Below are 14351 nucleotides of genomic sequence, written 5' to 3'. Positions count from 1 at the left end.
TTTGACTTTCAACCGGACCGGGTAAACCAGTATCGATCCGGCGAATCGCGCACGGGCGGCGCAGTTCACGGGACGGCGTATGCATGAAAAAAATTTGCGAATGGTTGTGCGAAAAATGACTCGCCTATCTGACCGAGGGCAGTGTCGTCGCCATCTCATAGATCATTCGCACGGCCTATAGTCGATTCTCAGCTATCACCGTTTCGAATTCCATCCGATACCGCCGTGCGAGTGCGGATGCGGTTTCGCGCAGTGATTCGCGATCGGTCGCCAGTGCATTGGCGACCGCATCGGCAAGATTGTCCAGATTCACAACGCCGGTGAGGCCCGCTGCTTCCCATGTGCGCACATAGGCCGCATGCTTGCTTCCCGAGAAAGAATGATCAGGATGACTGATATTCATGCGAGGAAGCGCGTACGCCATTGCAACGATGCGACCGTGCAGGCTGCTGCCGCAATAGATGCGGCTCCCGGCGATCAGCGCACAGATGTCCCAGACGTTCAGCGAAGCAAACACGCGAACGCGAGCCGCGCGCAGTCGCGCCGCGAGCCGCTCGTACACCGCCAGGTCGTCATGCCAGGGAGCGGCGCCCGCGCGAAACAGCACAATACCCAGGCCATGCCCCCGCGCTGCAAGTTCGAGCTGGGCGGCTAGCGTATCGAGCGTTGCATCGTCGCCGAAGTCAGCGCTGAATTGCACGGCTGCATAACCGTGCGGGAACGCCTGCCGCACGTCGCGCAGCGCGAGGTGGCTGGCGTGCCGGCATATTGCCGTGCCGAACAGGGTTGCCGTCATCGTGGCGGGGTCCGGTATCAGGCGGGCTGCGATGCCCCGTTGCGCGAGCAACGTCTGGGTTTGACGGTCGCGCACGCTCACCGCATCCGCGGATTGCAGTGCGGCGAGCACGTCAGCGCCCAACTGCGCATTGCGCGCATCGAGATCGACGCCCCCCACCGCGTTGAACGAGAGATGCTTCACGCGCACGCCGGGCAACGCGGACTTCGAAAGCACATACGGCGCGAGCGACGCCACGCCAACATGCTGGTGTGCCCACGCGCGCCCGTCGCGCAGCCATGTATCCTCGTCGGCAATGAGCGCCGGCACGCGCCGCGGCGGTGCGAGCATCACGGCGGCCTCCCACGCATTGCAGGTCAGCAACTCGCCGCCTGCGTGGATCACGTTCACCGAGCGGCCGCGTGCGAACGCGGCGATGCGCGCGAGTGCGACGGTGGCGGGCCCGCCATCGCCATGCGGATCGCGCGCGGCGAGCCCGGCGAACAGCAGTTCGCGGCGTTGCAGCATGCGCGCCGCCACCCGCGCGATCAGCAGGTCGCCAAAGTTGTGCCGGTCGAACGCGCCGAAGATCACCGTGGGCTTGGAAGCCATGCGGGCCTCAGGTCGTGCTTCTGTTCAGGATCCGCCAGTCCAATACTTTCTCGATCCATACGGCGACGCAGCATAAAGTGGGGCCGCCTGACACTCAACATACTGACATAAGGAAACCTTAAGCATTCTCGGGGAAACTGTCGGCCTTGCCGACGTGTTTTTCCCTGCGTATGAGAACGGTCTACTCCGAACTGAAGAGCGCGCGCCTGCGCCCTACATCCAGCCGCGTGGCCGTGCTGAAGGTATTTCATGATGCGCCGCACGAGCATCTGACTGCCGACCAGGTCTTTCGCCGCATTGCGAAAGATGTGGAGCAATGCAGCCTGGCGAGCGTGTATCGCGCGCTTGCGCAGCTGATGGAATCGTCGCTGCTCGACAGCACATGGGTTGGCGAAACGCGCGTGGTGTACGAGCTTGGGCGTGGCGCGCCGCACGCGCACCTCGTGTGCGAGAGCTGCAAGACCGTGGTGGACATCGACGAGCCGATGCTGCAGGAACAGCACGCCGCCATCGCGGCGGCGAAGCGCTTTCGCTATACGCATTCGAGTCTCGTCGTTTTCGGGCTTTGCGCCCAGTGTGCCGCGGCTTCGTCGTGAATTGGCGCATTGTCGGCGCGAGGTTCAGAGCGTGACGACTACCTTTCCGAACTGCTCGTTCGACTCCAGATAACGGTGCGCCTCGACGATCTGCTCAAAAGAGAACGTCCTGGCTATGACGGGCCGTAGTGCGCCCACTTTCAGGCCGTCCAGAATGAAGGCTTTCGCCCGCTCCAGCCAATCAGGATTGCCAATTACCTCATGAACGAGGTAGCCGCGCAACGTCAGCGTTTTGCCCAGAACTGCGGGCAAGGGAAACGGCGTGGGCTCGCGGCTCAGGCCGCCATATTCGATCAGTATGCCGCCGCGCGACATCGAAGCCGTGAGCGGCTCGAACAGTGAACCGCCGATTGCGTCGAGCACGATGCGCGCCCCTTCGTTTCCCGTGATGTCAGCGAGCCGTGCGGCCACGTCTTCTTCGCTAGTGGAGCGTTGCCGGCGATGATGGAGTGAGAAAGCGCGAGTCGCCCTAGCTTTTATCCGCGGGCGCCGTCGCCGCCTCGACGATGCCGCGCGCCGCCTGCTCGATCATCATCACGTCGAACGCGAGCAGCAACATGCGATAGCCGGCGGCGCGCTTCCTCTGCGCCGTTTGCGCATCAAGCGCCACGCCGCCCAGCGGCGTGCCCGCGCGCAGCACCTTCTCCTCGGCCCTGCGCACGAGCGCCTGCAACTCCGGGTGATCGAACTGGCCCGGCACGCCAAGACTCATCGAAAGATCGAACGAGGCGATCGCCGCCACGTCGATGCCTGGCACCGCGAGAATCTCATCGAGCTGCTCGATGGATTGTGCGTCCTCGATCGTGATGATGTTGAGCAGTTCCGAATCCGCGACACGAATGTAATCGGGCCCGCTCACGCCCCAGCGCGCGGCGGCGAGCGAAGGCGCGAAGCCGCGCGAGCCGTTGGGCGGATAGCGCAGCGACTCGCTCGCCTTGCGCGCGAGTTCGGGCGTGGAAATCATCGGGAAGTTGATGCCCATGGCGCCCGTTTCCAGCGCGGTCTTGACGAGCCAGGGCTCGGTCCACGCAATCCGCACGATGGGCGTGACCGGCGTGCCGCGCGTGGCGGCCACCATGGCGTGGAGGCTTTGCATGTCGATCGGGCCGTGCTCCATGTCGAAGATCAGCACGTCCACGCCGCTCGCGGCGAGTACCTGCACGAGCCCCACGCTCGGCAGCTCGACCATGAAAGCCGTCAGGTTCTCGCCGGCCGCGAGTTTGGCCTTGGCGCGATTGTGGCGGGCAGGCAGGGCGGACATGTCGTTCTCCAGGAGCCATATAAAGGCGACGCGCGCGTTCGCTTATATTGCACGGACTCGCGCGAGCGCGTCAGCTTTTTGCGGGTGGTGCGATGTCCGAGCCGAACTCCGACCGTCTTCCTTACTAAGCGAGGATGCGCGCGCTGCCCGATTTTCTCTAGTGACGGTTCGCCGAGGCCTTCCGAAGGCTTGGCAGCGTCTTTGCGCCCACCTGCCGCGTGATTGCTCGCGTAAGCAGCTTGAGCGCAGCGCCGCCCCATACCGGCTAACATGACATCCCGCCTGCAGTCTCGCGCTGAACCGCAACGACCTGCGCGGCGAAATAACCGGAATACAGGAGCGAAAGAAAATGCAATTCCGCAAGACGATGTTAGCCGTAGCCGCATTCAGCGCCGTGCTGGCCAGTGCCAGCGCGAATGCCCAGATCGCGGGCGCGCAGCCCTTGAGCGTTTCGGTCGAGCAGTCGCAGGCGCTGCTCGAAGGCTGGAGCGTGAAGAAGAGCGTACTCGGCAAGCCCGTTTATAACGACGACAACGCGAAGATCGGCACCGTGCGCGACCTTATCGTGGCGCCGGACGGCTCGGTTTCCGCGGCCATCGTTTCGGCGGGCGGTTTCCTCGGCGTCGGCTCGCACGACGTGGCCGTGCCCATCGCCTCGCTCGACGTGCGCCAGGGCAATCTCTATCTGCCCGGCGCAACCAAGGAAGCGCTGAAGGCCACGCCCGCATTCCAGTACGCGAAGGTCGAATCGCCGCCGAAGCCGAAGAAGGTCGAAAAGCAGCAGTAAGCTAGAGCCGCAGCGATTCAGCAGCCGCACTTCCAGTCCGGCTGCTGCAACGCCATGCCGTGCAGGCCGCGATATTCGGCGACAGGCGGCGAAGACCAGCCTTCCAGCAGCGCGGGCGCGAGCCGGTAGATCTCGATGCCGAGCGGCCGGCAGACTTCGAGCGGGTCGCGTGCATCGGGTCCCCACATCGGCAGCGAAAGATCCCCGCCGGGGCAGGTCGAAAGCGCGCACAGCAGGTCGATCTCGGCGAAAAACTCGAGATAGTCGCCCTTCTTCGCCGGGCAGGCCTTCATGAAGTACTTGTCCTCCAGATTCAGGCCGGTGCACTGGAACACGTTGAGCACGTCGTGCACGTCGTATTCGGTGAGCCCATACGGCGCGATGGCGCGCGTGAGGTTCGAGTGACAGTGGAAATGAAAGTCCTCGCCGGTCAGCATGCGGTTCACGTAGGGGTCGCAGCGCGTGCCGAGCAGGTCGTGAACGCGCCCGCCATGCTCGTCGACGCCGTAGTCGGCCAGGCTATCGTCGGTGATCGTGACGAGCGGGCGCAGGAAGGGCAGCGTCGACCACAGGCGGTCGAAGGTGCTCACGTGTGCCTGCTGGAGCTGGCGCGTACGCGAAGCCCACATGCGTTCGCGCGGATCGTGCCGGTTCCACAAGTTGAGGTCGGCCACCTGCGGGCCTTCGATCGTCACGATGCGGAACACGTGTCCCGCGGGCACGCTCCAGGCTTGCCCCGAGCGTATCGGCACGACGATCGATTCAATTAGCTCGCGCTGGTCCTGCTCTTCGGCGATGCGGCGGTAAAAGGGCTTGTTCACGTCGAGCGCGGAGCCCTTGGTCGACTGGTAGGCGGCGGGATAATTCAGCATTGCCTCGTACTCCTGTATGAACGACCGGTGCCCGCGTTCGCGATGCCGATGGCGCACGGCACAGCCTTCGCGGGATGTCTGCTGGGGAGTATAGGAATCGCGCGACGGTAAGCCAAAGTTTGTTCAACAACCGGAAGGCTGGAGATTCGCGGGCTTTTTTTGCCTGTTCGGGCCTGCCCGCGCACGCGGTGCCTTCGTGTACAGTTCGCTTGTTCCATGACCGCGGCGCCTGCTTCCGAGGCGCGCGCAGCCCAACGAGACGCGACGGTACATGATCAGACTGGAAGACCTCGTCATCTTTATCAATGCAGCGGACAGCGGGAGCCTCTCGGCCGCCGCGCGCCAGCTCGATCTCACGCCCGCGGTGGCGAGCGCGGGCCTCAAGCGCCTCGAAACCGAACTCGGCACGCGCCTGCTCGCACGCTCCACACGCAGCCTGCGCCTCACGCCGGACGGCGAGCGCTACCTCGGATACGCGCGCGGCGTCATGGAGCAGGTCGAGGCCGGCCAGAACGCCGTGGCGCATGGGCGCAAGATGATCGGCGGCACGGTGTCGCTGTCGATTCCCTCCGACCTCGGGCGCAACGTGCTCGCGCCCTGGCTCGACGACTTTCAGGCGCAGCATCCTGCGGTCTCGTTCCAGGTGCACATTGGCGACCACGTGACCGACATGTTCCGGTCGCCGGTTGCCGTGGCGGTTCGCTACGGCGTGCCCGAAGATTCCTCGCTCGTGGCGCTGCCGCTCGCGCCCGACAACCGCCGCGTGCTGTGCGCCGCGCCCGGCTATTTCGCGCGTCACGGCAAACCCGCGACGCCCGCCGATCTCTCGCGCCACAACTGCCTGCGCTTCGCGCTGAGCGACACGCTGCACGACCGCTGGACCTTCTACCGCGGCGACGAAGCGAGCGTCGTGAACGTGCACGGCAACCGCAGCAGCGACGACGGCGAACTCGTGCGCCGCTGGGCCGTGGCGGGACATGGCCTTGCGTACAAGTCGCGCCTGGACGTGCTCGCCGATATCCAGGCGGGCCGCCTCGAAACCGCGCTCGACGCGTTTCAGGGCGAAGGCGCGCCGCTGCATCTCGTCTGTGCGCACCGCACGATGCTCTCGCCGACCGTCAACGCACTGCGCGATTTGCTGCGCGATCGCATTGCCGCGTTGCTTGCCTGAGGTGTAATCGCGCAGTCAGTCCGCTCGCTGGTCCGATACCCGGCTCGACCGCTATCAGGGCCGGCCTGCATTCGTCTTTCGCAAGCCCCCGCCGCTCGATCGCCCCCTCGATCTTCAAAGCAGATTTGAAGCTGAATTCGCCGTTTGCCGCTATGCGCGCCGAGCGCACTGGCCGATTATTCATACCAACACGAACGGCACGGAGGCTTGCATGATCGTCGCGATAGGCCGCTTTTATCTGCGGGCCGACAAGATTTCGCATTTCGAGGCGGCCTGGCTGCGCGTATGCCCGCTGCTCACGAACAAGCCGGGTTATCGCGGGCACCGTCTCGGTCCGCAGTGCGAAGACGAAGGCTGCTACGTGCTGGAAGTGGAATGGGACTGCCTCGACGCACAGAGCGCGTTCATGATGCACGGCGATTTCCAGACCTTCCTGCACACGCTGTGGCCGTACTTCTCGGCCGACCCCGACCTCTATCACTTCGAGCCGCTTGTTCAACCAAGCCGGGTTCCCGCAATTTGACTGTCTGGAGGTATTCACGATGAAAGCGATTGGTTATTACCGCAATCTCCCCATCAGCGACCCCGAATCGCTGATCGATCTCGAACTCCCCGACCCGCAGCCGGGCCCGCGCGATCTGCTCGTTGAAGTGCACGCGGTGTCGGTCAACCCGGTCGACGTGAAGGTGCGCGCGCGCATGGCGCCCGAGAACGGCGAGCCGAAAGTGATCGGCTGGGACGCAAGCGGCGTGGTGCGCGCCGTGGGCCGGGACGTGACGCTCTTCAAGCCGGGCGACCGGGTGTGGTATGCGGGCTCGCTGCTGCGCGCGGGCACCAACAGCGAACTCCACGTGGTGGACGAGCGCATCGTGGGCCGCATGCCGCAAAGCCTGAACTTCGCCGAGGCGGCCGCGTTGCCGCTCACCTCCATTACGGCGTGGGAGTTGCTGTTCGACCGCCTCAAGGTGCCCGAAGGCAAGGTGCCGTCCGGCGACTCGCTGCTCGTGATCGGCGCGGCCGGCGGCGTGGGCTCGATTCTCGTGCAGTTGGCGCGCAGGCTCACGGGCCTCACGGTGATCGGCACGGCCTCGCGGCCCGAAACGTCGACGTGGGTGAGCGAACTGGGCGCGCATCACGTGATCGATCATGCGAAGCCGCTTTCGCAGGAGCTCAAGCGTATCGGCATGGAAGGCGTGGACTATATCGCGAGCCTGAATCAGACCGACCGTCACTTCGACGAGATCGTCGCCTCGATCAACCCGCAGGGGCATCTCGCGCTGATCGACGACCCGGAGCTGGTCGACTTCCGCAAGCTCAAGACGAAGAGCGTGGCCCTGCATTGGGAGTTCATGTTTACGCGTTCGATGTTCGGGACGAAAGACCAGATTCGCCAGCACGATCTGCTCGAGCGCATGGCTTCGCTGATCGACGAAGGCGTGTTGCGCACGACCCTGAACGAGAGCTTTGGGACCATCAACGCGGCGAACCTGCGCCGGGCGCACGAGCTCGTGGAAACCAACCGCTCGCGCGGCAAGCTCGTGCTCGAAGGGTTTTGAATCGCGCCGTGCGTCACTCAAACGCGCGGTCGAACGCACACTCGGCCGTGCTCACGAGCCTGACGAACGGGCCGCTCAAGGTGCGGTTATGGTGCTCGATAATCGACGCGGCGCTCAGCACGGGCGTATCCATGGTCGTGTGAGCGTCCGCGACGAGCAGCGCCTGAAAGCCCAGGTCGCCCGCGGCGCGGCAGGTCGAGTCCACGCAGTACTCCGTCTGCATGCCCGCGATGACGAGTTCGCCCACGTTCGCGCGCGCGAGCCGTTGCGCGAGATCGGTGCCGGTAAAGCAACTGGGGCGGCGCTTCTCGAACACACCGTCGATGTCCGGGTCGATGGCGAGCGCCGGCAGCAATTGCGTGAGCGGACTGCCCGGCTCGATGGGCGAGCCCGGCGGCCCGACGTGACGCGCGGCGAAGACCGGCGCGCGAGCCTTGCGCGCCTCGGCAATCAGCTGCCTGATATTGGCGAGCACGCGCTGACCCTCGAACGGCGTATTGGGGCCGTTGAACAAGCCTTTCTGCATATCGATGACGAGAAGGGCGCGGCGTTCGCGAGCGAGGCTGGGCATGGTGGTTCTCCGGTAGTTGCGCCCGCAACGCACGGAGAAACGACAAGGCCCCGTCCATTGCTGGCGGGGCCTTGTGATCGATACGAAATCTAACGTGTGCGCACCGAACTCACGACCCGCCGGAAGCGGTCGTGGTAGTGGTCGTGGTGAGGATGTGCGCGTTCATGAGGACGATCATGCAGGAGGCGGCCTGAGGCGTCAACGGTGTTGTTCTCGTTGCCTGCACATCGATACGTGTGCGTTTCGCCGGCACGCTTACGAGCCCGTGCGATCAGCATGACAACGACCTTTCGACTCGGGGGTGCGCCGCGCGAATGTGCGGTAGCGCACGTTCGCGTCGACCCTTCGCATTGGGCGTAAGGTGCTGTCGCCTACCATGCGGTGAGTCGCGAGCGACGGAGATCAGAAAATGGACGATCGATATCTGGGTAGCTGGTCGCGCCGCAGAATACTGCGGGCGGGTGGATTCAGCGCGCTAGGGGTGCTTGCGGGGGCAATGTTCGGCGAATCGCGGGTCGCGTTCGCCGAGCCGCTGAGCGGACCGGTACCCGTTGTCGATCGCGTATCGGTTCGCGTGGTCACCGACTCGTCGTATTCCGCGCTGGAGAGTAGCCGCCGCATCGGCAACGTCGACGTGCAGCGCTTTGGCCTCGCGCTCGGACAAGATCAGCCGCCTCGCCTTGCCATCGAGAACGAATGGGGGCTCTCCATGCATGTCGAGTCCGCGCAGGCGGACCAGATCAGGCAAATCCTGATCGACTTCGGCTACACGCCCGAGACCTTGAACAATAACGTAGCACTCTTGAAGATCGACCCGGCGCGGCTCGATGCATTGTTGCTGACACACGGCCACTACGACCACTTTGGCGGCATGGTCGGCTTTCTCCAGGCAAACCAGGGCAAGCTGAAAGCGAAGCTGCCCATTTACCTAGGGGGCGAGGAATGTTTCTGCACACGCGAGATCGGCGTGCGTCAGTTCGGCTCGCTCGACCGGCAGGCCATGCGCGACGCCAATCTGAACATCGTGTTTGCCGAGCACCCCGCCGTCGTGGCGGGTCATGCGTTCACCACGGGCTGGATTCCCCAGACCACGTTTGAGAAGCCGCTCAATCCCAGCAACATGACCGTCGGCATCCACAATGGCGTGGGCTGTGCCGCGGACAAACTACCGGCGGCCAAGCAAAACGCCACGACGATTCCCGACGATTTTCAGCATGAGCAGGGCACCGCGTATATGGTGAAGGGCAGAGGTCTCGTGGTGTTGACTTCGTGCGCGCACCGGGGCGTGCTCAATACCGTCAAAACGGCGATGAAGGTGTCGGGCGTCGATCACGTGCACGCGATCCTCGGCGGCTTTCATCTTGCGCCGCAGCCGCCGGAGTATCAGCAGGCCACCGTGAACGTGCTCAAGGAAATCGACCCGGACTACATCGTTCCGATGCATTGTTCCGGCGAAGTGTTCTACTCGATGGTGACTCAGGCCATGCCGGGTAAGGTGCTGTGGTCGTCTACCGGCACACGCTTCACCTTCGGCGCTTGATAAGCGATAGGGCGGGTACGCAGCTCGACGGCAAACCATGCCGTCGAGCTTAAACACGTCAACGCGAAGTTTCGGGGCGTTTCCAATGCGCGTTGGCGTGCTTGTCCGTAATGCGGACCTTCGCCAGCAGCGGCTTATAGCCTCTCAGGACGATCTCGCTGATCGCGAGAAGCTCAGAGCGAAAGATGTTCTCGGCGAATTTGCTGCCGTCCTCGAACTCCAGGGCGTAACCATCGATTGGCCCCCATTGGCCTCTCGGTAACGGTTCGATATACACGTCCATCATCAGTCTCCATTGATTAACAAGCGAATAAGAAGCGTCGTTGGATTCAGTCTATCGCAGTGAAAGACGACTTCCCTGCAGCTTTGCGGCGCTGCAATTTCCTTGTTGTTCAATGGCTTACGTGATGTCTTTCACGATAAGAGAAGGTGTCCTTCCATGTGCAATTGCTCGCCCGTATCCGGAAATGCGGAATTTGCACACACCGGGCGCGCGTTGCACGATATGAAAGCGCGAGCGTGCATTCACTCCTGCTCGCGTTGCGCCGGTTCGCCTAGATCGATCTCGTCCATGCCCTTGTTCAGCTGATTCAGGAAGTGCACGAGCGAAACCTTGTCGTCGAAGCGAAAGCTCGCGAGCGCCTGGCGATAGAACTCGTAGATCTTCGGCTGCAGGCTCTCCCAGAACACCTTGCCCTGGTCCGTGAGCACGACTTTTTTCGCGCGCCGGTCCAGGGTGTCGGCCACGCGCAGCACATGCTCGTCGCGCTCCAGGCGCTTGAGCACGCCGTCGAGACTCTGGCGGCTCACCACGAGATAGTCGGCCAGTTCGGAAAACGACATGCCCTCCGCAACCTGCGGTCGCGACAGCGCGCCGAGCACCGACCACTGCACGGTCGTGATGCCGAGCGCCTTGGTCGTCTGCCGGTCGAGCGTGTTGCCCGCCTGGAACAGCCGGAAGAACAAGCGGTTGTGAATCGACGAGACGGATTGATCGTACGAAGGGTCGTTCTGGGTCATGGGCGCCTTTCGGTCGCCGCGCGAGTGCGGCGGGCAATGAGACAAATAGCTGATACGAAAATAGTGAAGGGAAGTGGGCGCGCCGTCCATTTGGGCAATACCCCTCCTCGTGCCCTCAATATATATCATGATGTTGACGTAATTAGGGGGCTCGCCTAGAGTGTGAAAACGACGCACGAGAATATCAAGAGACATCCCCATGGCGACCTACGACCGGCTTTTGACCCCGCTTCGCGTTGGCGCGACGCTGCTCCCCAACCGCATGGTGATGGGCGCGATGCACACGCGGCTCGAAACGCTCGACCGTCCGCATGAGCGCCTCGCGGCGTTCTATGCGGCGCGCGCGGCCGGCGAAATCGGCCTGATTCTGAGCGGCGGGTTCTCGCCGAACGCCGAAGGGGTGATGGAGGCGGGAGGCCCGCTCTTCAATCGCGCGGAGCAGATCGACGAGCATCGCGCCGTGACGTGCGCGGTTCACGAGGCGGGCGGCAAGATCGTGCTGCAGATCCTGCACGCGGGCCGTTATGCGAAGGTGCCGGAGTGCGTGGGGCCCACGGCCGCCAAGGCGAGAATCAATGCGTACGCGCCGCGCGCCCTCAGCACTCAGGAAGTGCGCGCCACCATCGACGACTTCGCCCGCACGGCGTCGCTGGCGGTCCAGGCCGGCTACGACGGCGTGGAGATCATGGGCTCGGAAGGCTATCTCATCAACGAGTTCACGGCCGCCGTCACCAACGCGCGCGACGACGAATTCGGCGGCAGCTTCGCAGGCCGCATCCGCTTCGCGCTCGACATCGTGCGTGCCGTGCGCGCGGAAATGGGCCGCGAGCCCATGCTGATCTACCGCATCTCTTCCATCGACCTCGTGGAAGGCGGCATGAACGGCGCCGAGATCGCGGCGTTCGCGAAGGAGATCGAAGCGGCCGGCGCGGATCTCATCAACACGGGCGTCGGCTGGCACGAATCGGCGGTGCCGACCATCGCGGCGTGCGTGCCGCGCGCGGCCTGGCGCGACGCGATTCGCAACGTCAAACGGGCGGTGTCGATTCCGGTGATGGCGTCGAACCGCATCAACACGCCCGAGGTCGCCGAGGAACTGATCGCCTCGGGTGTGGCCGATCTCGTTTCGATGGCGCGCCCGCTGCTCGCCGACCCCGACTTCGCAAAGAAGGCGCGGCTTGGCATGGCCGACGAAATCAACACATGCATCGGCTGCAATCAGGCCTGCCTCGACCGCATCTTCACGGAACGCACTGCGACATGCCTCGTCAATCCGCGCGCCGGGCGCGAGATCGAATTCGCGGCGGGCAACGCCTTGCAGCCCAAACGTATCGCGGTGGTGGGCGGCGGCCCGGCCGGCATGGCGTTCGCGATCAACGCCGCCGAACGTGGCCACACGCTCACGCTGTTCGAAGCGCATGCGCGACTGGGCGGCCAGCTGAATCTGGCGAAGGTCGTGCCCGGCAAAGCCGAGTTTCACGAGATGCTGCGCTATTTCGAGGTACGGCTAAAGCGGCTCGGCGTGACATTGCGGCTCGGGCAAGCTGCAACGGCCGATGAACTCGCCAGCGAGGCGTTCGACGAGATCGTCATCGCTACCGGCGTCACGCCGCGCGTGCCCGATATCGTGGGTGTCGATCATCCGAAGGCAGTGTCATACATCGACGTGCTCGCGGGCAAGGTCGAAGTGGGCGAGCGCGTGGCGATCGTCGGCGCGGGCGGCATCGGTTTCGACGTGGCCGAGTATCTGCTGGGCGATGCGCAGGAATCGCTGGACCGTGGCGTGTTTTTCCGCGCGTGGGGCGTCGATGCCGCGAATGCGGATGCGGGCGGCTTAACGCGTAGCGACGCTCATGGCGCGCCGCGCCGTAGCGTGCACATGTTTCAACGCAAGGAGGAACCGCTCGGCAGGGGCCTCGGTAAATCGACGGGCTGGATCTTGAAGGCCCGCTTGCGCAAGGCGCGTGTGATGATGACGTCGGGCGTGACCTACGATGCGATCGACGACGAAGGCCTGCACTATCGCATCGATGACAAGCCGCATGTGCTCGCCGTCGATCATGTCGTGCTGTGCGCGGGGCAGAATTCGAACCGTACGCTTTACGATGAACTCGTCGCGCGCGCAGCGAAACCGAAGGTGATAGGCGGTGCCGACGTCGCCACCGAACTCGATGCGTTGCGCGCTATCGATCAGGCCACGCGGCTCGCGATGACGATGTGACGTCGCCGCCGGCGTACGCGCCGGCTCACACGCTGGTTACGAATACGCCTTGTCCGTGAGCGGCGCGCTCTTGCGGGCGTCACGAATGAAAACTGCCGAGAGCGCCGCGCCAGTGACTGCAACCACACCGGCCAGCGCGAACGCCGTGGCGAACGAACCGCTGCGCTCCACCAGAAAGCCTGTCACTGCCGGCCCGATCACGCCCGAAAGGCTGCCCACGCAGTGCATGCAGCCGCTCACGCTGCCCACCCTGGCGGAATGCACGACGTCCTGCACGATCGCCCAGTAGAGCGCGCCCGTCACATAGAGCAGGAAGAGCGCAATGGACATCAGCGCGATGGCCGCGACAGCCGTATGCACCAGGCCGGCGACGCCCACGCACACGCCCGTCGCCGCGAGGCAAGTGGAAAGGACAATCTTGCGCGAGAGCATGAGCTTGCCGGTCCAGCGGAAGATCGCATCGGAGATCGCGCCGCCCGCCGCGAGGCCAACGGTGCCCACGAGCCAGGGCACGACGGTGGCGAGACTCATCTCGCGGATGTTGAGGTGATGCGCCTGCACGAGGTAGCTGGGGAACCAGCTCAGAAAGAAGAACAGCACGTAGTTGTAGGCGAAGAACGCCACGGCCGTTGCGATCACGAGCGGCTGGCGCAGCCATGCCGAGAGCGGCAAAGAAGCGGCGCTGTCGGGCACCGCGTGGATCGTGTGCGCGACGCTCGGTCCCCGCCGCGCGGGCTCGGCTTCGTCGAGCGTGCTGACAAAGCGGCTTTCCGAAGGACGGTTGGCGGTGAGCAGCATCCACGCGACGCACCATACGAGGCCAATCGCGCAGATGATCCAGAACGCGGGGCGCCAGCCGAAGCTGATCGCGAGCAGCCCGATCACCGGGCCGGCAATTGCGCCGCCGAGCGGCGAGCCGGCGCTCAGGAGTCCCATGGAAGTCGCGGCGATGTCGCGCGGCATCCAGTTGTTGACCATCTTGTTCGCGCCTGCGCAGAGCGGCCCTTCGGCCATGCCGAACAGCACGCGCAGCACGAGCAGGCTCGCGAAGCCCACGGCCACGGCGGTGAGCCCGCAGAAGATCGACCACAGCCCGACCGCGAGGACATACACGATCTTCGGCCCGAGCTTGTCGCTCGCGAGGCCGCCCACGAAATTGAACAGCGCATAGCCTACGAAGAAGCTGCTGAACACGATGCCCATCTGCGCCGCATCGATGCCGAGGTCCTTTTGAACGAGCGGTGCGGTGATCGAGAGCGCCACCCGGTCGAGGTAGTTGATGCCGTAGACGAGGAATAACAGGAATACGGTTATCCATCCCATCGTGCGTTGCTTCATGTTCTGTCTCCAGTCTTTATCTAGTTGGGCG

General features: G+C 64.2%; 15 protein-coding genes. 7 read left to right on the top strand and 8 right to left on the bottom strand.

Annotated elements, in window-relative coordinates; all coding sequences use genetic code 11:
• Positions 1 to 175: 175 nt before the first annotated feature.
• The gene (locus tag A3CW_RS0126625) at positions 176 to 1387 is read right to left on the bottom strand and encodes a polysaccharide pyruvyl transferase family protein (protein WP_028206272.1); all 1212 of its coding nucleotides are present in this window, start codon (positions 1385 to 1387) and stop codon (positions 176 to 178) included.
• Between the two features lie 170 nt (positions 1388 to 1557).
• Here A3CW_RS0126625 and A3CW_RS0126620 point away from each other — a divergent pair, with 170 nt between their 5' ends.
• Positions 1558 to 1983, top strand: a complete 426-nt coding sequence (locus tag A3CW_RS0126620) for a Fur family transcriptional regulator (RefSeq protein WP_028206271.1) — start codon at positions 1558 to 1560, stop codon at positions 1981 to 1983.
• Between the two features lie 24 nt (positions 1984 to 2007).
• Here the strand turns inward: A3CW_RS0126620 and A3CW_RS47735 are convergent, their stop codons facing one another.
• Positions 2008 to 2394 (bottom strand): zinc-binding dehydrogenase, encoded by a 387-nt coding sequence (locus A3CW_RS47735; RefSeq protein WP_245623751.1) that lies wholly within the window; start codon positions 2392 to 2394, stop codon positions 2008 to 2010.
• A 58-nt stretch (positions 2395 to 2452) separates the two neighbouring features.
• Positions 2453 to 3244, bottom strand: coding sequence for an HpcH/HpaI aldolase family protein (locus A3CW_RS47730; protein WP_051481735.1), 792 nt, complete (start codon positions 3242 to 3244; stop codon positions 2453 to 2455).
• Positions 3245 to 3593: 349 nt separating this feature from the next.
• On the opposite strand from A3CW_RS47730, the gene A3CW_RS0126605 reads away from it, so the two are divergent.
• Positions 3594 to 4031 carry a PRC-barrel domain-containing protein gene (locus A3CW_RS0126605; RefSeq protein ID WP_028206270.1) on the top strand — a complete coding sequence of 146 codons (438 nt, stop codon included), beginning with the start codon at positions 3594 to 3596 and terminating at the stop codon, positions 4029 to 4031.
• Positions 4032 to 4048: 17 nt separating this feature from the next.
• On the opposite strand, the gene A3CW_RS0126600 is transcribed toward A3CW_RS0126605, so the two are convergent.
• On the bottom strand, positions 4049 to 4903 hold the full coding sequence (locus A3CW_RS0126600) for an urea carboxylase-associated family protein (RefSeq protein WP_028206269.1): 855 nt from the start codon (positions 4901 to 4903) through the stop codon (positions 4049 to 4051).
• Positions 4904 to 5174: 271 nt separating this feature from the next.
• Here A3CW_RS0126600 and A3CW_RS0126595 point away from each other — a divergent pair, with 271 nt between their 5' ends.
• The 3 genes from A3CW_RS0126595 to A3CW_RS0126585 all read left to right on the top strand — a co-directional run bounded on the left by A3CW_RS0126595 (position 5175) and on the right by A3CW_RS0126585 (position 7630).
• A complete protein-coding gene (locus A3CW_RS0126595; protein ID WP_028206268.1) occupies positions 5175 to 6074 on the top strand; it encodes a LysR family transcriptional regulator in 900 nt (299 codons plus the stop codon).
• Positions 6075 to 6285: 211 nt separating this feature from the next.
• Positions 6286 to 6597, top strand: a complete 312-nt coding sequence (locus A3CW_RS50340) for an antibiotic biosynthesis monooxygenase family protein (protein ID WP_051481734.1) — start codon at positions 6286 to 6288, stop codon at positions 6595 to 6597.
• A 19-nt stretch (positions 6598 to 6616) separates the two neighbouring features.
• Positions 6617 to 7630 (top strand): zinc-binding alcohol dehydrogenase family protein, encoded by a 1014-nt coding sequence (locus tag A3CW_RS0126585; RefSeq protein WP_028206267.1) that lies wholly within the window; start codon positions 6617 to 6619, stop codon positions 7628 to 7630.
• Between the two features lie 13 nt (positions 7631 to 7643).
• On the opposite strand, the gene A3CW_RS0126580 is transcribed toward A3CW_RS0126585, so the two are convergent.
• Positions 7644 to 8201: a cysteine hydrolase family protein gene (locus tag A3CW_RS0126580; RefSeq protein WP_028206266.1), complete on the bottom strand. Its 558-nt coding sequence runs from the start codon at positions 8199 to 8201 to the stop codon at positions 7644 to 7646.
• A 409-nt stretch (positions 8202 to 8610) separates the two neighbouring features.
• Between A3CW_RS0126580 and A3CW_RS0126575 the strand changes: the two genes are divergently transcribed.
• Complete coding sequence (locus tag A3CW_RS0126575; protein ID WP_028206265.1) at positions 8611 to 9741, top strand: MBL fold metallo-hydrolase; 1131 nt, start codon at positions 8611 to 8613, stop codon at positions 9739 to 9741.
• 58 nt (positions 9742 to 9799) lie between these two features.
• Here A3CW_RS0126575 and A3CW_RS0126570 read toward each other — a convergent pair whose 3' ends face one another.
• On the bottom strand, positions 9800 to 10024 hold the full coding sequence (locus tag A3CW_RS0126570) for a hypothetical protein (RefSeq protein WP_245623750.1): 225 nt from the start codon (positions 10022 to 10024) through the stop codon (positions 9800 to 9802).
• A 242-nt stretch (positions 10025 to 10266) separates the two neighbouring features.
• Entirely contained in the window at positions 10267 to 10761 is a 495-nt protein-coding gene (locus A3CW_RS0126565; protein WP_028206263.1) for a MarR family winged helix-turn-helix transcriptional regulator, read from the bottom strand.
• A gap of 199 nt (positions 10762 to 10960) precedes the next feature.
• Between A3CW_RS0126565 and A3CW_RS0126560 the strand changes: the two genes are divergently transcribed.
• On the top strand, positions 10961 to 12982 hold the full coding sequence (locus tag A3CW_RS0126560; protein ID WP_028206262.1) for an oxidoreductase: 2022 nt from the start codon (positions 10961 to 10963) through the stop codon (positions 12980 to 12982).
• Positions 12983 to 13018: 36 nt separating this feature from the next.
• Here the strand turns inward: A3CW_RS0126560 and A3CW_RS0126555 are convergent, their stop codons facing one another.
• A complete protein-coding gene (locus tag A3CW_RS0126555; protein ID WP_028206261.1) occupies positions 13019 to 14320 on the bottom strand; it encodes an MFS transporter in 1302 nt (433 codons plus the stop codon).
• Between the last annotated feature and the right edge of the window lie 31 nt (positions 14321 to 14351).

This window comes from Paraburkholderia nodosa DSM 21604, from assembly GCF_000519185.1.
Taxonomy (GTDB): Bacteria; Pseudomonadota; Gammaproteobacteria; order Burkholderiales; family Burkholderiaceae; genus Paraburkholderia; species Paraburkholderia nodosa.
Note: the sequence above shows the minus strand (reverse complement) of the source record. Positions and strands in the feature narration are given on the sequence as shown.